Origin of the sequence: Mycobacteroides abscessus ATCC 19977, assembly GCF_000069185.1 — a bacterium.
In the GTDB taxonomy this organism is placed as follows: domain Bacteria; phylum Actinomycetota; class Actinomycetes; order Mycobacteriales; family Mycobacteriaceae; genus Mycobacterium; species Mycobacterium abscessus.
Window position 1 is genome coordinate 59,102 of record NC_010397.1, and the last position, 22,347, is coordinate 81,448.

Annotated in this window: 22 protein-coding genes and 1 pseudogene; 12 read left to right on the top strand and 11 right to left on the bottom strand. The window is 65.7% G+C overall.

The annotated features are described in order from the left end of the window. The first annotated feature begins 18 nt into the window (after nucleotides 1–18). Complete coding sequence (locus MAB_RS00460) at nucleotides 19–1,422, top strand: mycothione reductase (protein ID WP_005086123.1); 1,404 nt, start codon at nucleotides 19–21, stop codon at nucleotides 1,420–1,422. Between the two features lie 6 nt (nucleotides 1,423–1,428). Here the strand turns inward: MAB_RS00460 and MAB_RS00465 are convergent, their stop codons facing one another. From MAB_RS00465 to MAB_RS00480, 4 genes are all read right to left on the bottom strand, one after another. Then, the gene (locus MAB_RS00465) at nucleotides 1,429–1,812 is read right to left on the bottom strand and encodes a heme-binding protein (protein ID WP_005086124.1); all 384 of its coding nucleotides are present in this window, start codon (nucleotides 1,810–1,812) and stop codon (nucleotides 1,429–1,431) included. A 98-nt stretch (nucleotides 1,813–1,910) separates the two neighbouring features. Then, nucleotides 1,911–3,158: a lipase LipE gene (gene lipE, locus MAB_RS00470; protein WP_005086125.1), complete on the bottom strand. Its 1,248-nt coding sequence runs from the start codon at nucleotides 3,156–3,158 to the stop codon at nucleotides 1,911–1,913. Nucleotides 3,159–3,191: 33 nt separating this feature from the next. Beyond that, nucleotides 3,192–4,337, bottom strand: coding sequence for an acyl-CoA dehydrogenase family protein (locus MAB_RS00475; RefSeq protein WP_005072191.1), 1,146 nt, complete (start codon nucleotides 4,335–4,337; stop codon nucleotides 3,192–3,194). Between the two features lie 45 nt (nucleotides 4,338–4,382). Continuing rightward, nucleotides 4,383–5,159 (bottom strand): helix-turn-helix transcriptional regulator, encoded by a 777-nt coding sequence (locus tag MAB_RS00480; protein WP_005086127.1) that lies wholly within the window; start codon nucleotides 5,157–5,159, stop codon nucleotides 4,383–4,385. A gap of 25 nt (nucleotides 5,160–5,184) precedes the next feature. Between MAB_RS00480 and MAB_RS00485 the strand changes: the two genes are divergently transcribed. The 4 genes from MAB_RS00485 (at nucleotide 5,185) to MAB_RS00500 (ending at nucleotide 8,472) form a co-directional block, all read left to right on the top strand. Further along, nucleotides 5,185–6,093, top strand: a complete 909-nt coding sequence (locus MAB_RS00485; protein ID WP_005091887.1) for a sterol desaturase family protein — start codon at nucleotides 5,185–5,187, stop codon at nucleotides 6,091–6,093. 75 nt (nucleotides 6,094–6,168) lie between these two features. After that, nucleotides 6,169–6,807 (top strand): GntR family transcriptional regulator, encoded by a 639-nt coding sequence (locus MAB_RS00490; protein WP_005062703.1) that lies wholly within the window; start codon nucleotides 6,169–6,171, stop codon nucleotides 6,805–6,807. Then, the gene (locus tag MAB_RS00495; RefSeq protein ID WP_434089299.1) at nucleotides 6,800–8,059 is read left to right on the top strand and encodes an MFS transporter; all 1,260 of its coding nucleotides are present in this window, start codon (nucleotides 6,800–6,802) and stop codon (nucleotides 8,057–8,059) included. The genes MAB_RS00490 and MAB_RS00495 overlap by 8 nt, the downstream gene beginning before the upstream one ends. 26 nt (nucleotides 8,060–8,085) lie before the next feature. Then, nucleotides 8,086–8,472, top strand: coding sequence for a DUF1304 domain-containing protein (locus tag MAB_RS00500; protein ID WP_005086131.1), 387 nt, complete (start codon nucleotides 8,086–8,088; stop codon nucleotides 8,470–8,472). Here the strand turns inward: MAB_RS00500 and MAB_RS00505 are convergent. The 4 genes from MAB_RS00505 to MAB_RS00520 are packed head-to-tail and all read right to left on the bottom strand — an operon-like array spanning nucleotide 8,469 to nucleotide 12,557. Beyond that, nucleotides 8,469–9,305 carry a sulfurtransferase gene (locus tag MAB_RS00505; RefSeq protein WP_005114312.1) on the bottom strand — a complete coding sequence of 279 codons (837 nt, stop codon included), beginning with the start codon at nucleotides 9,303–9,305 and terminating at the stop codon, nucleotides 8,469–8,471. The genes MAB_RS00500 and MAB_RS00505 overlap by 4 nt on opposite strands. A gap of 27 nt (nucleotides 9,306–9,332) precedes the next feature. After that, nucleotides 9,333–10,163, bottom strand: a complete 831-nt coding sequence (locus MAB_RS00510) for a mycofactocin-coupled SDR family oxidoreductase (RefSeq protein ID WP_005112839.1) — start codon at nucleotides 10,161–10,163, stop codon at nucleotides 9,333–9,335. 1 nt (nucleotide 10,164) lies between these two features. Beyond that, nucleotides 10,165–10,959: a mycofactocin-coupled SDR family oxidoreductase gene (locus tag MAB_RS00515; protein ID WP_005086134.1), complete on the bottom strand. Its 795-nt coding sequence runs from the start codon at nucleotides 10,957–10,959 to the stop codon at nucleotides 10,165–10,167. Then, nucleotides 10,956–12,557, bottom strand: a complete 1,602-nt coding sequence (locus tag MAB_RS00520; RefSeq protein ID WP_005086135.1) for a flavin-containing monooxygenase — start codon at nucleotides 12,555–12,557, stop codon at nucleotides 10,956–10,958. Before MAB_RS00520 ends, MAB_RS00515 begins: the two co-directional genes overlap by 4 nt. 143 nt (nucleotides 12,558–12,700) lie before the next feature. Here MAB_RS00520 and MAB_RS00525 point away from each other — a divergent pair, with 143 nt between their 5' ends. From MAB_RS00525 to MAB_RS00540, 4 genes are all read left to right on the top strand, one after another. Continuing rightward, nucleotides 12,701–13,882 carry an acyl-CoA dehydrogenase family protein gene (locus MAB_RS00525; RefSeq protein WP_005112840.1) on the top strand — a complete coding sequence of 394 codons (1,182 nt, stop codon included), beginning with the start codon at nucleotides 12,701–12,703 and terminating at the stop codon, nucleotides 13,880–13,882. Then, the gene (bphC, locus tag MAB_RS00530) at nucleotides 13,882–14,781 is read left to right on the top strand and encodes a biphenyl-2,3-diol 1,2-dioxygenase (RefSeq protein ID WP_005087449.1); all 900 of its coding nucleotides are present in this window, start codon (nucleotides 13,882–13,884) and stop codon (nucleotides 14,779–14,781) included. Before MAB_RS00525 ends, bphC begins: the two co-directional genes overlap by 1 nt. Nucleotides 14,782–14,956: 175 nt before the next feature. Then, entirely contained in the window at nucleotides 14,957–15,808 is an 852-nt protein-coding gene (locus MAB_RS00535) for an IclR family transcriptional regulator (RefSeq protein WP_005087450.1), read from the top strand. Further along, entirely contained in the window at nucleotides 15,805–16,725 is a 921-nt protein-coding gene (locus MAB_RS00540; RefSeq protein ID WP_005086138.1) for an alpha/beta hydrolase, read from the top strand. The genes MAB_RS00535 and MAB_RS00540 overlap by 4 nt, the downstream gene beginning before the upstream one ends. Here the strand turns inward: MAB_RS00540 and MAB_RS00545 are convergent. Both MAB_RS00545 and MAB_RS00550 read right to left on the bottom strand, forming a co-directional pair. Beyond that, complete coding sequence (locus MAB_RS00545) at nucleotides 16,722–16,979, bottom strand: hypothetical protein (RefSeq protein ID WP_005086139.1); 258 nt, start codon at nucleotides 16,977–16,979, stop codon at nucleotides 16,722–16,724. The genes MAB_RS00540 and MAB_RS00545 overlap by 4 nt on opposite strands. After that, on the bottom strand, nucleotides 16,976–18,133 hold the full coding sequence (locus MAB_RS00550; protein WP_005086140.1) for a 3-ketosteroid-9-alpha-monooxygenase, oxygenase component: 1,158 nt from the start codon (nucleotides 18,131–18,133) through the stop codon (nucleotides 16,976–16,978). The genes MAB_RS00545 and MAB_RS00550 overlap by 4 nt, the downstream gene beginning before the upstream one ends. A 172-nt stretch (nucleotides 18,134–18,305) precedes the next feature. Here MAB_RS00550 and MAB_RS00555 point away from each other — a divergent pair, with 172 nt between their 5' ends. Further along, complete coding sequence (locus tag MAB_RS00555; RefSeq protein WP_005112843.1) at nucleotides 18,306–20,012, top strand: 3-ketosteroid-delta-1-dehydrogenase; 1,707 nt, start codon at nucleotides 18,306–18,308, stop codon at nucleotides 20,010–20,012. On the opposite strand, the gene MAB_RS00560 is transcribed toward MAB_RS00555, so the two are convergent. Beyond that, nucleotides 20,013–20,702: a PadR family transcriptional regulator gene (locus MAB_RS00560; RefSeq protein ID WP_005087452.1), complete on the bottom strand. Its 690-nt coding sequence runs from the start codon at nucleotides 20,700–20,702 to the stop codon at nucleotides 20,013–20,015. Nucleotides 20,703–20,788: 86 nt separating this feature from the next. On the opposite strand from MAB_RS00560, the gene MAB_RS00565 reads away from it, so the two are divergent. Both MAB_RS00565 and MAB_RS00570 read left to right on the top strand, forming a co-directional pair. After that, a complete protein-coding gene (locus MAB_RS00565) occupies nucleotides 20,789–21,223 on the top strand; it encodes a MarR family winged helix-turn-helix transcriptional regulator (RefSeq protein ID WP_005112844.1) in 435 nt (144 codons plus the stop codon). A 183-nt stretch (nucleotides 21,224–21,406) separates the two neighbouring features. Continuing rightward, nucleotides 21,407–22,344 (top strand): annotated as a pseudogene (locus MAB_RS00570) (DUF1254 domain-containing protein). Nucleotides 22,345–22,347 lie beyond the last annotated feature (3 nt).

Genomic DNA, 22,347 nt, shown 5'->3' on the forward strand with positions numbered 1-22,347 from the left:
TCAGGAGATGGAGAGTAGATGTACGACCTCGTCATCATCGGTTCCGGCAGCGCAAACTCCTTGCCCGACGATAGGTTCGCCGACCAGGAGATAGCGATCGTCGATCGGGGCGTGTACGGAGGCGCGTACGGCGGTACCTGTCTGAACGTCGGTTGCATCCCTACCAAGATGTTCGTCTATCCGGCGGACCTGGCCGATGAGGCACGTGAGGGCGCACGGCTGGGCGTGGACAGCTCGGTTAACGGCACCCGGTGGGGCGATATCAGGGATCGGGTCTTCGGCCGGATCGATCCCATCGCGGCGGCCGGATTGCGCTATCGCGTGGAGGATTGCCCGAATATCACTGTCTTTCAGCAGGAAGCGCGGTTCATCGAGCCGGGGACCGATGCCGACGGCGACTCGGTGCACCGTCTCAAGCTGGGCGACGGGACGGTGCTGGAGGCGCGGCAGGTGGTGATCGCGGCCGGTTCGCGGCCGGTCATTCCGCCGGTGATCGCCGCAAGCGGCGTGCCGTACCACACCAACGACGACATCATGCGGCTGCCAGAACTGCCGGGACGGGTACTTATCGTGGGCAGCGGTTTCATCGCCGCGGAGTTCGCGCACGTGTTCAGTGGGCTGGGCTCGAAGGTCACCGTGATTGCGCGCGGCCCGCGCTTGCTGCGCGCTCAGGACGAGACCATTTCGCGGCGTTTCACCGAGATCGTCGGGCAGCGGTGGGACGTGCGGTTGAACACCGAGGCAGTGGGCCTGCGTGAGACCGGAAGCGGCGGTGTCGAGGTAGACCTCAGCGATGGGTCGACGGTGACCGGCGATGTACTGCTGGTCGCCACGGGGCGTACGCCCAACGGCGATCAGCTCGACGTGGCGGCGGCGGGCTTGACGCTCGATGCCAAGGGAAGTGTGCCGGTCGATCAGTACCAGCGCACCGCGGTGCGGGGCATCTACGCGCTCGGGGATGTCAGTTCGAAATATCTGCTCAAGCATGTGGCCAATCACGAAGCGCGTGTGGTGCAGGCGAATCTGCTGTCCGGATGGGATTCGCCGACCACGGCCAGCGACCACCGGTATGTACCGGGTGCGGTATTCACCCGTCCGCAGGTGGCGTCGGTGGGGCTCTCGGAGGAACAAGCGCGCGAACGCGGACTCGATATCGCGGTCAAGGTGCAGACGTACGGCGACATCGCCTACGGGTGGGCCATGGAGGACACCGAGGGCCTGTGCAAGCTGATCGCCGATCGTGCCACGGGGTTGCTAGTGGGCGCGCACATCATCGGCTACCAGGCTTCGGCGCTGATCCAGTCGCTGATCACCGCGATGAGCTTCTCGATTCCGGCTCGCGAGATGGCGCGCGGGCAGTACTGGATTCATCCCGCACTTCCCGAGTTGGTCGAGAACGCCCTGCTGGGTCTGGACCTCTAGCCCTACTCAGCCGGCCATGAATTCGTCGTAGGCGGAGGCAAGCCCCGGGGGTAAGACGGTCACGTTGCATTCGCGTTGGGCATCCCCGATCGGCGCCAGGATGCCGCGCAGCTCGTGGTATTCGGTCGGGTGCGCGGTGAAGTAGGAACGGATGTTGGCGGAGGCTTCGGGCCGTGACTGGTTGGAGGCAGCGTCGATCACGGCGCGGGCCCCAGGATGGCTATCGAGATAGCCGCGCGCCGCGATCGTGGTCGAACCGACGGTGTCCGATAGTCGTTCCTGGCTGCAATCCGGTGCGGCTGAGGCGGCAGGGGCCGTTATGACGGCGGCGGCCCCGAGCACGCACGCGGCGCCAGCCGTGCGGCGGGTGAGGTGATGGGAGAACTTCATGTCGGTATTTCCTTTACTGGGTCCGTGGTCACTGATTCCCCGATCCAGCGCAGGTATACCCAGTAAACAAGCCGTGAAACAGGTGCTCGTCGGGCCGGTCAGCCGACGAGCGGCACCTCGGCGGCGATCAGGTCCAGCAGCGCGGGATACCGCTTGGCCTCCTTGTGGTTGCCGGGCTTACCGCTGCTGACCACGCCGACGGACAGGGCGCGCGCTGGGTCCGCCCACACGGCGATGTCGACAAGGCCGGTGTGTCCGAAGGCCGCCGGTGAGTTGCGGCCGAAGGGCCCGAAACGCTTGGAACCCAACATGTATCCGGTTCCCCAGCGCATGGGCATGCCACCGGTCGCCATGTCGGGACGCAGGCGCCGGGCCGGTGCCGCCGCGGCCCGGATGGTCTCGGGTGACATCACCCGTACGCCGTCGAGTTCCCCTCCCCGGCAGAGGATTTCGGCGAATCGGGATAGCTCGTTTGCCGTGGAGACGGTGTTGGACGACGGCACCACACCGGTGAGGAAGAACGGCTGGTTCGACATCGGGATGATCTCGTGCATGGTGCCGCCGACCACCGCGCGGAAGGCCGCACGCATGGGTGCGGGCAGCGGCTTGCCGGTGGGATGGCTCGGTGCCACCAGCGGTACATCTTCGGGCGCCACACCGTAGTTGGTCCATCGGAACCCAAGGGGGTCAAGGATTTCCGTGGCAAGGATGTCGCGAATGCCCTTGCCGGTGGCGCCCAGAACGATCTCACGAACCAAGGGCCCCCACGTCAGCGCGTGATACATGTGCACCAGGCCGGGCCGGTACAGCGGGCGCAGCTGCCCGAGCTGTTCGCGGGTGTACTCGCTGTCGTCCATCCGGGTGATGTCCGGACGCGGACCGGTGGGGACCGGGATACCGGCGCTGTGCGTCATCACGTGCCGGATGGTGATGCGGTCCTTACCGCGGCTGGTGAAGGTGGGCAGATATTCGCAGACCCGGTCGTCGAGCGAGAGCGCGCCGCGCTCCACCAGCAGGTGGACCACCGTCGTCGAGATGGCCTTGGCGGCCGAGTACACGCAGAACGGCGTGTCGGTGGTGACGGGAATCTTCTCGGCGTCGACGGGATCGGTGGGGGCGTTGCCCCAACCGTGCCCGATGGCACGGTTGAGGATCACCTTGCCCCTATGCCGCAAGCACACCTGGATGGCGGGGTGCATGCCGGCCTGGTACCAGTACCGTGCCGCCTGCCAGATGCGCTCGACGGCGGCCGGGCCTATGTCTGAGTGGTCTTCCTCGGCGATATCCGTCACCGAGTCCAGATCGGCGGGAACTCGGATGCGTCCGGCTTGGTCGCTGGCGGTCATGAATTCCTTCCTACCCGACCCCGTTCTGCGGCCTCAGAAGCCCAGGTCGCGGCCGATGAGTTCCTTCATGATCTCGTTGGAGCCTGCCCAGATCTTGGTGACGCGCGCGTCCATCCAAGCGCGTGCGACCCGGTACTCCTTCATGTAGCCGTACCCGCCGTGTAGCTGTACGCAGGCGTCGATGACCTCGTTCTGGACCTGCGACGACCACCACTTGGCCTTGGCCGCGTCAATCGCGGTGAGCTCGCCCTTGCTGTGGGCCAGTACTGCCTGATCGACGTACACCTGTGCCGCTTCCAGCTTGGTGACGAGCTCGGCGATGAGGAACTTGTTGTACTGCAGGCTGCCGATCTGCTGACCGAACGCCTTGCGCTCCTTGGCGTATTCGACGGTCTCCTCCAGCACGGCGACCGCGTGTGCGATGTTGGCGACCGCACAGCCCATCCGCTCCTGAGGCAGGCGCTGCATCATCGAGATGAATCCCTGGTTGACCTCGCCGATGACGTTCTCGGCGGGCACCCGCACATCGGTGAAGAACAACTCGGCGGTATCGGCCTCGGGCTGGCCCACTTTGTCCAGCTTGCGGCCGCGCTCGAAGCCGGGCATGCCCTCCTCGACCGCGAACAGGGTGATGCCCTTGGCCTTCAGCTCGGGCGCGGTGCGTGCCGCGACGACGACGAGATCGGCTCGCGCACCGTTGGTGATGAACGTCTTGGAGCCGTTGATGACCCAGTCGTCGCCGTCCTTGACGGCCGTTGTCTTGAGGGCCGCCAGATCGGAGCCACCCGAGGGCTCGGTCATGCCGATCGCGGTGATCATCTCGCCGCTACAGAACTTGGGCAGCCAGCGTTGCTTCTGCTCGTCGGTGGTCAGCTCGACGAGGTACGGGGCGACGATGTCGAAGTGAATGGACATCGAGGAGGCCAGGGCCGCGCTGGAGCGGGCCAGTTCCTCCTGCAGTACCGCGTTGTAGCGGTAGTCGCCGGCGCTGCTGCCGCCGAACTCCTCGGGGACGTCGAGGCCCAGGTAACCCTGCTTACCGGCCTCTTCCCAGAGCTCGCGGTCAATGTAGCGCTGCTCGATGAATGTCTCGGCGCGCGGGTCGACGTGGCGTTGCACAAACGCCTTCACGGACTCGCGGAATGCCTCGTGGTCCTCGGTGTAGATGGTCCGTTGCATGGTGTTATCGAAGCACGCGTCTAAATCCATGCGCACCGGGCTCCGCTAGCTCAGCTGCACACTGCGGTGCAGCTCCACCGGGGTGATGCCGAACATCTCGTGAAACGCCCGGTTGGCGTGGGAACTGTCGCTGAAACCGGCCGCGTGCGCGGCATCGGTCAGGGTGCCTCCGGTGCGCGCGACCTCGATGGTGCGGATGAGCCGTGCCCAGCGGACATACGCGGGGAAGGACATGCCGGTATCGCGGGCGAACATGCGGCCCAGCCGGTCCGCGGAGAGATGTACGACCCGCGCCACTTCGGCCAACCGCACCGGCCCGGTCAGCATCCCGGGCAGCAGCCGGATGGCCTCCCGGACACTTTCGTGTGGTTCTGACGCGTGCACATCGCCGACAAGTCGGGCGATGACGCTCTCTGCCGAGGACGAATCATCTTGTATGTCACTGAGTTCTGATGCGGCGGCGCACCAGGCGGTGGCGTCGTCGCGTGCGGCATTGTCGAACAGCGCGCCGAGAGCGCGGCCTTCGAAGCAGGTGGGTTCCAGATAGATCATCAGGCCGGTCGATGTGCCGCCGTGCACGGTGTGTTGCGCTCCCGCGGGAATGACGGCGGCGCGGGTGCTGACCCTGCGATCGGCGCCGTCGGTGAGCTGCAGTGTCCCGTCCAGGGCGATGGCGATCTGCACCGCCGCATGAGTATGGCGATGGGTATCCCCCAGCGCCCCGCGGTAGACGAGCCGCCCGGGTTCGATGACTGCCGCGCCTGTCCAGACCATGCCTTTGAGTATCTGCGACAGGTCAACGGATCTGTACATGCGCGGCATACACACAAAAACCAAGACTGCTTGCATGGCTATTTGGTTTGTGCGATACGGCTACGTGCCGCTGATGTTGTTGGGTATCAACGGGGTTGCGATTGCGCTGGCGCACCGGCCCTGGGCACCGCTGTGGATGGTGGTGCTCATTTTGGTGGCGATCGGACTGTCGTTCCTCGCCGAGCGGGTGGCGCCCTACTCGCCCGAGTGGAACGAGTCGATGGGAGACGCGCGGCGGGATGCCGCGCATGCCTTCGTGAACGAGACCGCGCTGCTACTCACGGTGCTGGTCGTACCGGCGGTGGCGCTGCTCTCGCCGTTCCACACCTGGTGGCCGTCGTCGATCCCCTTTGTGTTGCAGGTGCTCATCGCTGCGGCCGTCGCCGATTTCGGAATCACGCTCATGCACTACGCCAGCCACAAGGTGCCGGCCCTGTGGCGACTGCATGCCGTGCACCACAGCATCAAAAGGTTCTACGGCTTCAACGGATTGATGAAACATCCCGTGCACGGTGGGCTGGAACTGATGGCAGGGACGGCGCCGCTTCTCATCATGGGGTTGCCGCAGGCGGTCGCCGAAGCATTGACGGTCTTGATCGCGGTCCAGCTGTTGCTGCAGCATTCCAACGCCGACTACCGGATCGGCCGGCTGCGGGTGGTGCTGGCGCTCAATGAGGGGCACCGGTTCCATCACCTCAAGTGGGCGGGCATCGGCGACGTCAACTTCGGGCTGTTCACGCTGGTCTGGGACCATCTGCTGCGGACGTTCTCATTTGACCCGGCGCGGCGCTTTCACAGCGACGACCTGGGCATGGCGGCCAAGCCGAACTATCCGGCCGGATACACCGCGCAGCTCGCCGAGCCGTTCCGGACCAGCGGTGCGTGCCACTTCGACGGTCTGCAATCCGAGGTGACGGCGACCGGGCGGCAGCCGTCGACGTGACGCTGAACACCCTGTGAGGTGCGACTTTCGGCTTGTGGGGGCCACCGGCGGTGAGCTTAGATACATGTTGTGTCTATGATTCGTACGGTGGCCATCTCCGCGAGTGAAGAGGCCTACCGCTCCGTCAAGGAGAGCATCCTCAACGGTGACATTCCTGGCGGCGAACTGCTGAGCGAAGGGGAGATCTCCGCGCGCATGGGGTGCAGCCGCACCCCCGTACGCGAGGCATTCCTGCGGCTGGAAACCGAAGGCTGGCTGCGGCTCTATCCCAAACGCGGAGCGCTGGTGGTGCCCATCACCCCCGAGGAGCGCCGTCATGTCGTCGACGCCCGCCGCGTCATCGAGGGAGCTGCGGCGGCACGCATCGCCGAGCGGGGCGCACCTCAGTCGTTGCTGTCCGACCTCTCGGCGCTCATCGAGGTGCAGTTGGGCCGCGCGGCGCAGGGCGATGCCGCGGGTTTCGCGGCGGCCGATGTGGACTTTCACCGTGCGATCGTGGCCAAGCTGGGCAACCCGCTGTTGGAGAACTTCTATGACTCCCTAAGGGAGCGCCAGCGCCGGATGGCGGCCGCGGCCATCGGAGTGGACCCGGTGCGGGTCGCGCGATCGGTCGCCGGGCACCGTGCGCTGGTGGACGCGCTGGCGGCGGGCGACGCGGCCCGTTTCAGCACCGAATTGGTCGAGCACATGAAAGTGGTGACGGAAGTTGACTAGTCGTCTGCCCTCACGCCTCGCGCCTTGGCAGCGTGTCGGTCTGGCGATGTTCGGAATTGCTTGGGGTGGTAACGAATTCACTCCCCTGCTGGTGATGTACCGGCAGGCGGGACAGTCCGCGGCATCGGTCGATACGCTGCTGTTCGCGTACGTGCTGGGCATCATCCCCGCCCTTTTCCTGGGTGGACCGCTCTCGGATCGTTACGGTCGTCGCGCGGTGATGCTGCCCGCACCGTTTATCTCGATGCTGGGTTCGCTGGTGCTCGCGCTCGGTGCGCAACATTTCGCGTTGCTGTTCACCGGCCGCGTCTTGTCCGGTGTCGCGCTGGGCCTGGCGATGGCGGCCGGGAGCTCGTGGGTCAAGGAGCTTTCCGCGCCGCCGTTCGACCGGCCCGGTGCCGGCGCGCGGCGCGGGGCGATGAGCCTGACCGCGGGATTCGCACTGGGCGCCGCCGTGGCCGGTGCGTTGGCGCAGTGGGGGCCCTGGCCGCAGCACCTGGCCTTCCTGGTCAACATCGCGATCACGATTCCCGGTGCGGTGCTGGCGCTTTCGGTGCCGGAATCGGCGGCCGAGCGCGCTCCGGGCCGGCTGATCGACGACCTGAAGATTCCGGCAGCGCGCCGCCGGCGCTTCCTGTTTGTGGTGATGCCGTTGGCGCCGTGGGTGTTCGGCTCGGCGGCGGTGGCCTATGCGGTGCTGCCGACACTGATTGCCCCGACACTTCCGGGAGATCGCATCGCTTTTTCCGCGCTGTGCTGCCTAGTGTGCCTGGGCTGCGGTTTCACCGCCCAGATGCTGGCGCCCAGGCTCGACCGGGCGGGCACCGCCCGGCTCGGCATCATCGGGCTGGCGCTGGTCGCCGTGGGTATGGCACTCGCCGCGCTCGCCGCACACCAGCTCACCATCCCACTGGTGTTGATCGCCGCGCTGGCACTGGGCGCCGGCTACGGCACGGCACTGGTCAGTGGCCTGCAAGAGGTCAATCGGATTGCCGGGCCGACGGACCTGGCCGGACTCACCGCCGTCTTCTACGGACTGACCTACCTGGGCTTCGGGGTACCGATGATGTTGACGATGCTCAGCGATGCGTCGCCGCTGCTGACGCATCCGGTGCTGCTGTGTGGTGGTGCACTTTTAGCCACGGTCTGCCTGGTGGTGCTGATGCTCAACTCACGGACCGATGTCGGCGCACGGCCGGGCACCACGGCGGCGGTACCGGCCGACGAAACGCGTGAGCCGGTGTTGCGTTAGCCAGACCCCGGATAGGATTTCGCGGCATGATCATCGCCGGGCTGGTACTGACGGGCATCGCCGCGCTTATCCACGTGTACATCTTCTACCTGGAGTCGATCTCCTGGACCAGCGAGAAGACCCGGAAGGTCTTCGGGGTCCGGACCGCGGAGGAAGCCGAGATCACCAAACCGCTGGCCTTCAACCAGGGTTTCTACAACCTGTTTCTGGCCGTCGCCATCGGCGCGGGCACGGTGTTGTGGGCGCGCGGTTGTACCTCGGTGGGTGCGACGCTGGTGTTCACCGGCGCCGGATCGATGGTCGCTGCCGGGCTGGTGCTGCTGATTTCGTCGCCCGATAAGGCCTCCGCGGCCCTGAAGCAGTTGATACCACCGCTGCTGGGAATCATCGCGCTGGCAGCCGGACTGCTCTAGGCCGGGTTGGGACCCGTCGCGACGGGGCGTTGCGGGTCGCTCGACCACTCCGACCACGAGCCCGGGTAGAGCGCCGCGTCGTATCCGGCGATGGCAAGCGCCGCGATCTGATGGGTGGCGGTGACGCCCGAGCCGCAGTACACCGTGACGGGTGCGGCACCCGCACCCAACTTGTCGAAGCGTTCACGCAACTCGGCTACCGGTTTGAAGGTGCCGTCCGCGGTCAGGTTCTCGGCGGTGGGAGCGGACACGGCACCAGGGATGTGCCCGGCACGAGGGTCCAGGGGTTCTTCATCGCCGCGATAGCGGGCCGCTGCGCGTGCGTCGAATACCAGATTGTCTGGTGATTGGGCTTGAGCGGCAACCGCATCGGCGTCGACGGCGGCAAGACCGTGCAGCGAGGTGATGGTGATGTCGCCCACCACGGGGACAACCTCCTCCGTCGCGACCGGACCACCCGACCGCTGCCAGGCGGCCCAGCCGCCATCGAGTATCCGGACATTCGAGACGCCCGCCGCGCGCAGCAGCCACCAGGCGCGCGCAGCTGCCTGCCCGTTCCAATCGTCGTAAACCACCACGGCGTCGCCGTCGTTCAGACCCCAGCGGCGGGCGCTGGCCGCAAGAGCCTGCGGTGTGGGCAGCGGATGGCGCCCGCGACCCGTGACGGAGTGATCGGCGAGGTCGACGTCGAGATCCACGAACACCGCGCCGGGAAGGTGACCCGCCAGGTAGGCCGCGCGACCGTCCGGCGCCATGACGGTCCAGCGCACGTCCAGCAGCCGGAAGTCGGTTAGCCGGTCAGCGAGTTCGGAGGGCGAGATGAGCACGTCCATACCGGTGACGGTACGCGCTGATGGCTCCTATCGTTGGGTGCTGCCCGCGTCGACGGGAAGGCTCACCGAGGTGATGTACCGCGCCTCGTCCGAGGCCAGGAACAGCGAGGCGTTGGCGATATCGAGCGGCTCTACCCACGGTAGGTCGAGCAGGTTCATGGTCTTGGCGGCCGCCGCGAAATCCTCGCGGGTGGGTTGCTCGAGATCGGGCCGGAACAGTGTGCGTACAAATTCGTTCTGAATCATGGGGGTATCGACGTTGGTGGGGTGCACCGTGTTGACGCGAATCTTGTGGGGCGCGAGTTCGATCGCCAGCGAGCGCATCAGGCCGACCACGCCGTGCTTGGCCGCCACGTAGTGCGAGACCCCGACCAGTCCGCGCAGGCCGGCGATGGAGCTGACCAGCACCATCGCGCCGCCGCCACGCGCGATCAGGTGCGGTGTGGCCGCGCGGGTGGTGTGCCACACTCCGGTCAGATTGACGTCAAGCATTGTCTGCCAATCACTTTCGGGCATATCCAGCAGCATCCTGCGCGAGGTGATGCCGGCGGTGGCGCACACGATATCCAGGCCACCGAACTCGGTGACCGCGTCCTGGGTGAAGGTCTGCACATCGCGCAGATTGCGCACGTCCACCACCCCGGGAATGACCCGGCGTCCGGCCGACTCGACGAGCTCCGAGGTCTTGTCGAGGTCGGCGCGAGTGGCCGGCGGGGTGATGGTGGTGTGTACCGGGGCGCAGATATCGAGCGCGATGATGTCGGCGCCCTCCTGCGCGAAACGCACCGCCTGGGCGCGCCCGATGCCCCGGGCGGCGCCGGTCACCAGGGCCACCTTGCCCGTCAATCGTCCCGTCACGTTATGCCTTCTGTGTCAGTCCGGCGTCGACCACCAGCTGGGTGCCGGTGATGTACCGCGCTTCGTCGGAGGCCAGGAAGACCACCGCATTGCTGATGTCGACGGCTTCTACCCACGGCACCGGTAACAGGGTGCGGGCCGCCAGCGCCTCGGCGGCATCCTCGACAGTTGGGTGCTCCAGATCGGGGCGCAGCCGTGCGATGACCGCCGGGTTGAGGATCATTCCGGTACTCACCGCGCCGGGATGCACGGTGTTCACCCGAATACCCTGCGGCCCCAGTTCATTGGCCGCAGTGCGGGCCAAACCCACCACGGCATGCTTGCTTGCGGTGTAGTGCGCGGTGTTGGCGGTGCCCTTGAGCCCATTGGTGGAGCTGATGATGATCACCGAGCCGCCGTCCAGAAGGTGGGCGGCACCCGCCTTGACCGTGTGCCAGGCTCCGGTGAGGTTCACGTCCAGCGCGCGCCGCCAGGAGTCTTCGGTTAGCTCGCATGACGGAGCCAGGCCGTCGTAGACCCCGGCATTGGCGACCACGATGTCCAGCCGGCCGAGCATCCGCACCCCGGTGTCGATGGCCTCGGTCAGTGCCGCGGCGTCACGGACATCGGCGAATGCCCAGACACAGCGCCGGCCATGCTCCTCGACGGCAGCGGCGGTCTGCGCCAGATCGTCGGATCCGGGTAGGTCGATGGCGATGACGTCGGAGCCCTCCTCAGCCAGACGCTCACAATGCGTGCGTCCCATGCCCTTTCCGGCGCCGGTGACGACGGCAACCCGGCCGCCAAGGCGGGTCATGCGCGGCTCCCGGCCAGGGTGAACCCCTTGTACCCGCTGGCCGCGACATCGGCACAGATAGCGCCGTACACGCCGAAACCGCCGATGAACGGCATGAAAACCCTTGGCTTACCAGGGATATTCGCCCCGAGGTACCACGAGTTGGCTTGGGGGAACATGGTGGCGGCCGCTCGCTCATTGCATTCGGTTACCCAGTCGGCAACGGCCTGAGGCTCCGCCTCCACCGTCGAATAGCCGTGGGCTGCCATGTAGTCGAGCAGGTCGCCGATCCAATCGACATGTTGTTCGGCGCCCAGCACCATGTTGGCGAGCACCGAGGGACTGCCCGGGCCGGTGACGACAAACAGATTGGGGAACCCGTCCACGCCGAGTCCCAAGTAGGTGCGGGGGCCCGCCTGCCAGGCGTCCTTGAGCGGCCGCCCGGCGCGGCCCCGGATATCGATCCGGTTCAGCGATCCGGTCATCGCGTCAAATCCGGTGGCGAACACGATCATATCGAGTTCGTAATACTTTGTGGTGGTGGTCATGCCGCGCCTATTGATGGACTCGATGGGCGCGGCCCGTAAATCCACCACATGGACGTTGTCGCGGTTAAAGGTCTGAAAGTAGTTGGTGTCCGTGCAAATCCGTTTGGTTCCGATGGGGTGATCGGTGGGGACCAGGATGTCGGCGATGGCGGGGTCATGGATGACGGCACGGACCTTCTCCTCGAAGAAGGCTCGGGCCTCGTTGTTGGCGCGCATGTCGGTCGTCTGATCCGGGAAGGTCTTTCCGAACAGCACGCCGCCGAGTTCCCAGCGTCTCTCGAACGCCGCACGACGTTCGGCGGCCGAGATCTCGAGCGTCTTCTTGGGATAGGCCTGATGCGGTGAGCCACCGCCGCTCTCCCGTGATTGACGACGCCGCTCGGCGTAGTTGGCCTTCACCTCGGCGCGACGCTCGGGGCTGATCACGGTATTGCCAGCGGGCACAGTGTAATTGGCAGTGCGCTGGAAGACGAAGAGTTCCTTGGCCGTCTGCGCGGCGATCGGCACCAGTTGGATGCCGGAAGACCCGGTTCCGATCACCCCGACCCGTTTACCGGCGAAGTCCACGCCGGACGCGGGCCAGTGTCCGGTGTGATACAGCTCGCCGGTGAACGCGTCCCGGCCGGGAATGGTGGGCATGTTGGCGGTGGACAGTGCGCCGGTGGCCATCACACAGAATCGGGCGCTCACCGTGTCGTTCCGATCGGTGCGCACCGTCCAGCGCAGCTGATCTTCGTCGAAGACGGCCGAGGTGACCCGGGTGCCGCAGCGGATATCACGGCGCAGGTCGAAGCGGTCGGCGACATGGTTGATGTAGCGCAGAATTTCTTTTTGGCCGGCGTACTTTTCGGTCCAGTCCCACTCCTGTTGCAGCTCGTCGGAGAACGAATAGGAGTAGTCGATGCTCTCCACATCGCAACGGGCGCCTGGGTAGCGGTTGAAGAACCACGTGCCGCCTACATCCGAGCCTGCTTCGAACACGACGACCGACAACCCCTGCGATCGCAGCCGCTGCAGGGCATACAACCCGGCGAAACCGGCGCCGACCACCACCACATCGACGTTCTTCACGAGGGCTTTCACGATTGGTCACGCTAGGGCGACATCGGTTCTCGGCGGGCAGTCGTTCCCGGTGACCGGTCAATCGGATCCAACCGACCGCTGATCGGGAAAAGGCCATGGAGGGGCAACGCGGCGGGCGCACCATCGTGGCCATGACCGAACGCGTAATCGACCGCATCAACGATCTCGCTGAACAGCTGCGTGAGCAGGCGTGGGAGGCGGAGAAGCTGGGCAGGCTGCCCGACGAGACCGCCAAGATGCTCAAGGCCGCAGGCCTCATCCGGCTACTGCAGCCCCAGAAGTACGGCGGCTACGAGGCGCATCCTCGTGAGTTCGCCGAAACCGTGATGACCACCGCGGCTTTGGACCCCGCCTCCGGATGGATCTGCGGTGTGGTCGGTGTGCATCCGTGGCAGGTGGCCTTCGCCGACTCGCGAGTCGCCGAGGAAATGTGGGGCGAAGACCAGGACATCTGGATGGCCTCTCCCTATGCGCCGACGGGCGTGGCCAAGCCGGTGGACGGTGGCTACATCTTCAACGGGCGCTGGCAATTCAGTTCCGGTACGGACCACTGCGACTGGATCATTCTGGGCGCCATGCTCGGTGACGCGGACGGCACACCGATCATGCCCCCGAAAATGCTGCACATGATCCTGCCGCGTGCGGACTACCAGATTGTGGAGGACTCGTGGAATGTGGTGGGGCTGCGAGGCACCGGCTCCAAGGACATCATCGTCAACGACGCGTTCGTGCCGTCGTACCGCGTGATGGACGGTGACCAGGTGATCGACGGCACCGCGCAGCGCGATGCCGGAATGACCGACACCCTGTACCGGATGCCGTGGTCGACGATGTTTCCACTCGGCATCAGCTCGGCGGTGATCGGTATCGCAGAGGGTGCGTTGGCAGCGCACCTGGAATATCAACGCGAACGCGTCGGAGCCCAGGGCACCGCGGTCAAGGACGATCCCTACGTGCTCTTCGCGATCGGTGAGGCCGCCGCGGATATCAATGCCGCACGCCAGGAGATCCTGGCGAACGTCGACAAGATCTGGGGCATCGTCGATTCCGGCAAGGAGGTGTCCTTCGCGGATCGGGCCGCGGGCCGTCGCACCCAGGTGCGTGCCGCGTGGCGGGCCGTGATGGCCGTCGACCAGATCTTCTCGCGTTCCGGCGGTAACGCGATGCGATTGGACAAGCCGCTACAACGGTACTGGCGCGACGCTCATACCGGTTTGGCACACGCGATTCACGTGCCCAGCACGGTGTTCCACGCGTCGGCACTGAGCTCGTTGGGTATCGAGCCGCAGGGCCCGCTGAGGTCGATGATCTGATGTTGACGAGCTTGGGATACCTGACCGTTGCGACCCGGGACATGGACCGCTGGAGACATTTCGCGCTGCGTGTGCTGGGTTTCGCCGAAGGCAGCGGGCCCGATCCCGACGCCCTGTATCTGCGGATGGACGAGCGTGCCGCGCGCGTCGTGGTGGTGCCGGGCGAGACGGATCAGGTCATCACCGTGGGCTGGGAGGTGCGAGACGGCGCGGCGTTGCGTGCGGTCGTGCGGGCCTTGGAGGCAGCCGACATCGGCGTCGAGCGGTTGTCGCCGGAGGAGGCCGACAGCCGCCGGGCCGAGGAGGTGGTGGCTTTCACCGACCCCGCTGGTACCCCCGTGGAGGTGTTCCACGGACCGGTGCTGGACCATAGCCCGGTGGTGACGCCGTACGGGGCGCGATTCGTGACGGGTGCCCAGGGGCTCGGACACGTGGTGCTGCCGGTCACCGACCCGGAGGGCGCCTTCACCTTCTATACCGAGGTGCTCGGGTTCCGGCCGCGGGGCGCCTTTCGGATTCCCGCGCCGCCGGAATTCGGTCCTATGCGGGTGCGCTTCCTGGGCATCAACGAACGTCATCACAGTCTCGCGCTGTGCCCCGCGCCGCATGGTGGCGCACCCGGGCTGGTGCATGTGATGGTGGAGGTGGACAGCCTCGATGCCGTCGGGCAGGCGCTCGACCGCGTGCTCAAGGACGATTACTCGTTGTCGTCCACACTGGGCCGGCACACCAACGACAAGATGGTGTCCTTTTATGTACGGGCACCAGGCGGATGGGATATCGAGTTCGGGACCGACGGCATGCGCGTCGACGAAACGTGTTACACCGCAGAAGAAATCACCGCAGACAGTTATTGGGGACACGACTGGTCCGGTAGCCAGCCGCTGGCCGCGATGTAATCCTCCCCCCCGTTCGGCCGAGCAGACGCTTGGTGCACGCGAAGTCCAGGCGCGTGTGCACCAGGCGTCTGTTCGCGTTTATCGGGAGTTGTGTCGGAGGACACACCCATGATACAAACAGCTATATGACTAATAGTCATATGTGACCGAGACCCCAACGCCGTGGGAGGGCACCATGACCATCACCGCCGATTCGGCCACCCCCAGCGCCGTCATCGATCGGGTATCGCTGCTGCTTGACGCCTTTGATGGCCCCGGTCGGCTCACGCTGGCGCAGTTGGTGCGCCGGACCGGACTCCCCCGCTCGTCTGTGCACCGGATGCTGGAACGGCTGGTGCAGCTGCGCTGGTTACGGCGTGACGGCCGTGACTATGAGCTGGGCACGCGGCTGGTGGAGCTTGGCTCGCTGGCAGTGCACCAGGACAGGTTGCACGCCGCGGCGCTGCCGATGCTGCACGAGCTGCATCGCGCCACCGGGCTCGTCGTGCATCTGTCCATCCTGGACGGCGCCGACGTCGTCTATCTGGAGAAGATCGGCGCCGGGATCGGTGCCGCCGTGGCCACTCGCATCGGTGGCCGCCAGCCGGCGCACTGTACGGCCTCCGGCAAGGCAATCCTGGCGTATCGTGCCCAGATCCTGGACGGCTGCACCGCGCTGGCCCGTAAGACCCGCTACTCGATCGGTTCGGCGGCCCAGTTGCGGCCGGAGTTGGACAAGGTGCGTGGGCATGGTGTGGCCTTCGACCGTGAGGAGCTGCAGCAGGGCATCGGCTGCGTGGCGGCTCCGATCGGAAGCATCGGCGATGCCGTGGCCGCCGTGTCGGTGTGTGGCCCGATGACGCGGATGACCTTCGACCAGCGCCTGGCGGCCCCGGTGCGGATGACGGCGATGGGAATCTGGCGCAATGTGGAGAACGGTCCGAGCCGAGTGGCCCCGACCTTGCAGCCGATTCGCCCACTGCGTTGCGGTCCCGCCGCCTCCTCAACTGGACGCGAGATGAACTCGCCCGCATTGCAGTACGCGTGACCCTCGATCCTCAGCTGGCCGCCCTGCTACCGGCGCTCAATGCGGGCTTTCCGCGCGTCGAGAAGATGACGGGTGCACAGGCGCGGGCCGCAATCCGTGCCCGATACGTTCCGCCGGCCAGGCCACTGCCGATGCGTTCGGTGACCGACGAGTGCGTGTACGCCTTCGGCGGAGAGCTACCGATCCGCGTCTATCGTCCTGCCGTGCCCGGACCGCTGCCCACTGTTGTCTTTGCGCACGGCGGCGGATTCGTATTCTGCGACTTGGACTCTCATGACGGACTATGTCGTCGTTTGGCAGCCGGGATTCCCGCCGTGGTGGTGTCTGTCGACTATCGACGCGCCCCGGAGCACCGATGGCCGACGGCGGCGCAGGACATGTTCCTGGCGGCGTGCTGGGTGACACGCAATGCCCCCACGTTGGGGGGTGATCCCGCGCGGGTGCTGGTGTGCGGTGACAGCGCGGGAGGAAATCTGGCGGCGGTGACCACATTGATGGCCCGGGATCTGGGGGGACCCGTACTGGCGGGCCAGATCCTGATTTACCCCGTCTTGGACGCAGACTTCGATACCCCCTCGTACCGCAGCTGCGGCTCCGGGTACTACAACACGCGAGCTGCGATGCAGTGGTACTGGGATCAGTACCTGCCCGACCCGGCATTACGCGACCACCCGTACGCGGCTCCGCTGCGCGCCGACCTGAGCGGGTTGCCACCTGCGGTGGTGGTGACGGCGCGCTATGACCCGCCATGCAGCGAGGGCGAGGCCTATGCGGCGGCGCTGCGCGAAGCAGGCGTGCCGGTACGGTATCGACGCTACGACAATGCGATTCACGGATTCATGACCATGCCAGGCCTGGAGCTGGCGGATGCGGGGATCCAGCGACTGTGCCGCGATGTCGGCGAAATGCTTGGTTAGCCGCCGTACTCCTCGGCGAGCACGGGCAGCCGGCCGCTGTGCGCGGCATCGAGAATCGAGCTGCGCAACTCCGAGCACACCAGGAACAGGCCGGTGCAGTTGCGGCGCTGCGCGCACCGCGACTCCGCATCGGCATTCCACTGCACGCTGGTCTGCTGCCAGCTGCTCTTGCGTGCCAGCACCTGGGCGCCGCAGCGTTCGCAGCCCACGGGCACCATCGGCGAATCGGCCAGGCGGTTGTCCGTGCGGATCATGAAGGCGCGCCCCCGGCCATCGCCGCGAGGTTCTCCTCGACCTGGGCCTTCCACGCCTCGCCAGGGCGAGTGGTGTCCACCTCGTACTCGAACCGGTCGGTCATCTCGGCGGTGACGTCGGCGACGTCCACATAGAACTGCTCATACCAGCGCCGTAGCTGATAGACCGGGCCGTCTTCCTCACACAGCAGCGGATTATCGATGCGCGCCTTGTTCTTCCAGATCTGTACGTCCTGCTCGAAGCCGGCCTTGATCCAGTCCCCCAGCGTGATGGCGGCGGCCAGCGCGTCGTCGTCGGACAGCCCGGCGGATTTCTTCACAATGATTCCGTATTGCAGTACAAAGGAATTCGCATCGATCGGGTAGTGGCAGTTGATCAGGATCGAATTCGAGTCGTATCCCACGAAGTGGTAGGTCAGATCGTCGATCATGAACGAGGGGCCATAGTACGACGCGACCGACGTCTGCCCGGTCATCTGAACGCCCTCGGGGATCGGGAGGTCGGCACGCGGTTCACCGGTGTTCATGTATTGCGTGGCGATGTGTCCTTCGAAGATGTTCTTGAAATAGGTGGGTACCGCGCCGTGCACGTAGAAGAAGTGCGCCATGTCCACCACGTTGTCGATGATCTCGCGGCAGTTGGTATTGACGACTGTTGTGTACCAATGCCAATCGGTCCATTCCGGGCTGGTGGCCCCCTCGATACGGGGAATGGCGACATCCTCTGGCGGCGGATTGCCCTGCGGGTCATGCCAAATGAACAGCATGCCGTCCTGCTCCAGGGTGATCCAGGTGGCGGTCCGGGCCAGTTTAGGGGTCCGTCGACTGTAGGGGACCTTCTTGCAGCGTCCGTCACCACCCCACCGCCAATCGTGGAAGGGACAGGCTATCTCGTCGCCCTTTACTTCGCCCTGACTCAGGTCGCCGCCCATGTGCCGACAGTAGGCATCCAGAACACTGACCTTGCCGCCTGCCGGGCGAAATACCACCAATTTCTGCCCGAATGCGTTGACGGCATGTGGTTTTCCATCCCCGAAGTCCTTGATGAGGCCGAGGCAATACCAGCCACGGGCGAACCGTGCGGGCGCCGCGTCCGCCTCGATGCTCCGAACGGTCGCGGGGTCGAATTCGGTAGCTGACTGGGCTGTCGTCATGGACCTGTTCTAACAGCCGGTTTACCGCCGACCCAGGGGGTCGGTCCGCTCACCGGACATCGTTGTGCCCTTTTGCGATCACCTCCCGCTGGGAGGGAAACGTGACCGCAGCCCGCTGCTCGTCGGCTTAGCCTCGGCGCCGTCCACGTGAATTCGACGGAGGTATGCACAGATGGCGTCAGCACCCCCCGGGCTGATCCCCGCCGGGACCGTCGCAGGTGATATCGAGATCGATCTGCTGATCGTCGGAGCCGGGACGGGTATGGCTGCCGCACTGGCCGCCAGCGAGCTCGGATTGTCGGTGCTGATCGTCGAGAAGTCGCACCAGGTGGGCGGGTCTACCGCTCGCTCCGGGGGAGCGCTCTGGCTACCGGCCAGCCCGGTCCTGCGGGCCGCGGGAACGGGTGACTCCGTGGAGCGGGCGCGTACCTACCTACGGTCGGTGGTCGCGGGCAGCGCGCCGGACGCACGCAGTGACGCCTTTCTGGAACATGAAGCGGCGACCGTCGACATGTTGACGAGATTGACCCCGATGCGTTTCACCTGGTGCCGAGATTACGCGGACTACCACCCGGAGGAACCAGGAGGCAGCCCGACCGGGCGCACCTGCGAATGCCGGCCGTTCGACGCGTCTGTGCTGGGCGAGTACCGGACCAGGCTGCAGCCGGGAGTCATGAAGCCCCCGGCAGTACCGATGCCCGTGACCAGCGCTGACTACCGCTGGATGAATTTGATGGCCCGGCTCCCTCGTAAAGCATTGCCGCTCATCGTAAAGCGAATTGCGCAGGGAGTCGGCGGCGCCGTATTGGGACGGCGCTACCTGGCCGGCGGTCAGGCGCTGGCGGCAGGACTCTTCGCGGGAGTGCTGCGCGCGGGGATTCCGATCTGGACCGGCACCTCACTGGTACGTCTGACCACCGCGGGCGGGCGTGTCACGGGCGCGGTGGTCGCCCTTGCGGGGCGCGAATTCACGGTGACGGTCAGCCGGGGCGTGGTGCTGGCGGCCGGCGGCTTCGACCACGACATGGAGATGCGACACAAGTTCCAGTCGGCGGCACTGGGAGAAAACATGAGCCTGGGCGCCGACACCAACACCGGTGATGCGCTCCGGATCGGTCAGGACTGCGGTGCGGCAATCGATTCCATGAACCAAGCATGGTGGTTTCCGGCTGTGGCGCCGCTGCCTGGTGGCGCCCCGAAGGTGATGTTGGCGGAGCGATCGCTTCCGGGATCGTTCATCGTCGATCACACCGGAAACCGCTTCATCAACGAGGCGACTGACTACATGTCGTTCGGACAGCGGGTACTGGAGCGGGAGCGTTCCGGTGACCCGGCGGAATCGATGTGGATCATCTTCGACCAGCAGTATCGCAACAGTTATGTCTTTGCGGGCCAGTTGTATCCCCGGATGCCGGTACCCGTCAGCTGGTTCGAAGCCCGGATCGCCTATCGTGCGGACAGTTTGGCTGATCTTGCGGCCATGATCGGGATACCGAGGGACGCGTTCTTGGCCACGGTGTGCCGTTTCAACGAATCGGCCGCAGCCGGGGACGACGGTGACTTCCACCGCGGCCGCAGCAGCTACGACCGCTACTACGGTGACCCGACGGTCACCCCCAATCCGAATCTGCGCCCGCTGCGGCGCGGGCCGTTCTATGCGGTGCGCATGGTGCTCAGCGACCTGGGGACCTGCGGTGGCTTGCGTGCTGACGAGCGCGCACGGGTGCTGCGTGAAGACGGCAGTGTCATCAAGGGTCTGTATGCGATCGGCAATACCGCCGCCAACGCGTTCGGTGCCACCTATCCGGGTGCCGGGGCAACAATTGCGCAGGGACTCGTCTACGGATACATCGCGGCACATGACGCGGCCGCGCGGTGATCAGTCCGCCGTATCGTGCTGTGTAGAAAGCTTTTCGGCGTCCACTCGCTTCTCGACCTCACGCCAGTAGCCGGGAACGAGGCGAGGTGTTCCACCGTCCGGCCCGGCCTTGTCGAACTCCTCGGCCGCCTCCGCCAGATCCTCGATCATCATCATCGCCAGATCGCGCTCGGCCGCGTAGTAGCGCTCCGCCCACTTGAGCGCCACGCGCGAGTACGCCCAGGCGGGCTGCGCCGCAGCACCGGCGGCGTCCAGTGCCGCGCGCCGCTGCATATTCTCGGCGTACTCGATGTGTCGTTCCAGAATCTCCTTGAGCCGGGCAGGATCTGTCATGTGGCCCTGCATCACACGCAGCACCACACTGTGTTTGAGCACTTGCGGCTCAGCGGGCGTCTCATTGGCCCACTGACTCATCGCCGCCATGCCCGCCGGGGTGATCTTGTACAGTCGCCGGCTGCGGGCACCGTTGTCATGGTCCACACGCGAGGTGGCGTAGCCGATCTTCTCCAGTTTCCTCAGCTCGGAATAGACCTGACTGAAAGACGGGCTCCAGTAGAAGTAGCTGATGCTCCAGTCGGCCCACTTCTTGATGTCGTAGCCGGAAACCTCTTCCTCGTAGGACAGCATGCCGAGGATCGTCCAGCTCGTGGCAGCAAGATTCGGTTCGCCGGGCGAACTGATTGCTGCCATCGATCAAGGGTAGCAACGGCCGATAGCGGGTACGGTGCTCCCGGGCCGCTCAGCGGGACGACAGTAGCTGTGTCAACATCACTGATATGGATGAGCAGGAATGGCAGCCGCTCGGCGCGTTGATGTATCGCGTGTCTGCGGCTTTGCGATCTGAGATCACGGCGGCGTTGGCATCGCTGAATCTGCCATTCCCCCAGTACGTCTGTATGCGGGTGCTATCGAAGAACCCGGGTTGGTCCAACGCCGATCTGGCCCGTGCGATCGATGTGACTCCGCAGTCGATGAATACCGTACTGCAGGCTCTGCAGGACGCCGGGTTGGTATCGCGGCCGGACACCGTGGACACCGGTCGCGCCCGGCCGGCGCAGTTGAGCCGGTCCGGCACCGCCCTACTCAAACAGGCAGATGTGTTGGCCCGGGAGGCCGAGGAACGCCTGTTGTCGGGTATCTCGGCGCGGCAACGCAGCGACTTCTTCCAAACGCTGCGCGATATCGCCGGCGAGGATGCTCCCTGTCCATAGGGTGCGTATCGCACGGCAGGGCCCGGTACTTTCGAGGTCGTGAGGTGGCTCGCCGCGAGTGCGTTGATAGGAGTTTCGGCCGTACTTGTCGGGTGCTCGCCGTCGCCCCGCCCACCCGCGGACGGCGAAGCTGCCTCGAGCGCGCCTTTCCCGGACAGGCGCACACCCGACGGCGCGATCATCGTGACCCCCGACAATTTCGCGCGGGCGGAGACGGATCTGTACTTCGGAAACATCGTGAAGGATGGCGGTTTTGGCACGTTCCATCACATCCGTGAGCTGTCACCACTGGACCGCCAGCTGGTAATCCGGCAGAACCGCGACACGTTGTATTCCTCGGCGGTGTTCGATCTGGACGCCGGGCCGGTCAGCATTTCCACGCCCGATCCGGGCCAGCGGTTCATGTCGCTGCAGCTCATCACCGAAGACCACTACGTACCTGCCGTTTTCTACGGCAAGGGTCAGCACACGATCACCAAGGAGCAGACCGGTACGCGCTACATTGCCGCGGTGGTGCGCACCCTGGTCGATCCCGGAGATCCAGCGGACCTTGTACAGGTCCACGCCCTGCAGGACGGTGTTTCGGCGCGGCAAGAGAAGCCGGGCGCCTTCGATGTCCCCAAATGGGACGGCGCAAGTCAACGAAAGGTACGTGACGGTCTGCTTCAGCTGGCCGCGACGCTGCCCGACACCACGGCGATGTTCGGGGCCAAGGCCACCACCGACCCGGTCCGCCATCTGATCGGCACCGCCTCCGCCTGGGGCGGGAATCCGGAGAAGGATGCCCTCTACCTCACCGTGAATCCCGCCAAGAACGACGGAACCACGGTGTACCGGCTCACTGTCGGGCCGGTACCGGTGGACGGCTTCTGGTCGGTCACCGTCTACAACAAGGACGGGTACTTCACGCCGAATGCGCGGAACGCCTACTCACTCAATAACATCACCGCGCGGCACGGCACCGGCGGACAGACCACGGTGCAATTCGGTGGATGCGCACCGACCACGATGAATTGCCTGCCCATTACGCCGGGCTGGAACTACATGGTCAGGTTGTACCGGGCGCAACGCAGGTTCTCGACGGCAGCTGGGTCTTTCCCGAGGCGCTGCCCGTCGCGTAGACC

Excerpts from the sequence above, each read along its gene's own strand:
- MAB_RS00480 (WP_005086127.1), bottom strand. The coding sequence starts at position 5,159 with ATGCCGCGCATGTACAGATCCGTTGACCTGTCGCAGATACTCAAAGGC.
- MAB_RS00545 (WP_005086139.1), bottom strand. The coding sequence starts at position 16,979 with ATGATCCGCACGGACAACCGCCTGGCCGATTCGCCGATGGTGCCCGTG.
- MAB_RS00535 (WP_005087450.1), top strand. The coding sequence starts at position 14,957 with ATGACCATCACCGCCGATTCGGCCACCCCCAGCGCCGTCATCGATCGG.
- MAB_RS00565 (WP_005112844.1), top strand. The coding sequence starts at position 20,789 with ATGGATGAGCAGGAATGGCAGCCGCTCGGCGCGTTGATGTATCGCGTG.
- MAB_RS00500 (WP_005086131.1), top strand. The coding sequence starts at position 8,086 with ATGATCATCGCCGGGCTGGTACTGACGGGCATCGCCGCGCTTATCCAC.
- MAB_RS00485 (WP_005091887.1), top strand. The coding sequence starts at position 5,185 with ATGGCTATTTGGTTTGTGCGATACGGCTACGTGCCGCTGATGTTGTTG.
- lipE (WP_005086125.1), bottom strand. The coding sequence starts at position 3,158 with ATGACCGCCAGCGACCAAGCCGGACGCATCCGAGTTCCCGCCGATCTG.
- MAB_RS00460 (WP_005086123.1), top strand. The coding sequence starts at position 19 with ATGTACGACCTCGTCATCATCGGTTCCGGCAGCGCAAACTCCTTGCCC.
- MAB_RS00525 (WP_005112840.1), top strand. The coding sequence starts at position 12,701 with ATGACCGAACGCGTAATCGACCGCATCAACGATCTCGCTGAACAGCTG.
- MAB_RS00555 (WP_005112843.1), top strand. The coding sequence starts at position 18,306 with ATGGCGTCAGCACCCCCCGGGCTGATCCCCGCCGGGACCGTCGCAGGT.
- MAB_RS00490 (WP_005062703.1), top strand. The coding sequence starts at position 6,169 with ATGATTCGTACGGTGGCCATCTCCGCGAGTGAAGAGGCCTACCGCTCC.
- MAB_RS00505 (WP_005114312.1), bottom strand. The coding sequence starts at position 9,305 with ATGGACGTGCTCATCTCGCCCTCCGAACTCGCTGACCGGCTAACCGAC.
- MAB_RS00475 (WP_005072191.1), bottom strand. The coding sequence starts at position 4,337 with ATGCAACGGACCATCTACACCGAGGACCACGAGGCATTCCGCGAGTCC.
- bphC (WP_005087449.1), top strand. The coding sequence starts at position 13,882 with ATGTTGACGAGCTTGGGATACCTGACCGTTGCGACCCGGGACATGGAC.
- MAB_RS00550 (WP_005086140.1), bottom strand. The coding sequence starts at position 18,133 with ATGACGACAGCCCAGTCAGCTACCGAATTCGACCCCGCGACCGTTCGG.
- MAB_RS00515 (WP_005086134.1), bottom strand. The coding sequence starts at position 10,959 with ATGACCCGCCTTGGCGGCCGGGTTGCCGTCGTCACCGGCGCCGGAAAG.
- MAB_RS00560 (WP_005087452.1), bottom strand. The coding sequence starts at position 20,702 with ATGGCAGCAATCAGTTCGCCCGGCGAACCGAATCTTGCTGCCACGAGC.
- MAB_RS00465 (WP_005086124.1), bottom strand. The coding sequence starts at position 1,812 with ATGAAGTTCTCCCATCACCTCACCCGCCGCACGGCTGGCGCCGCGTGC.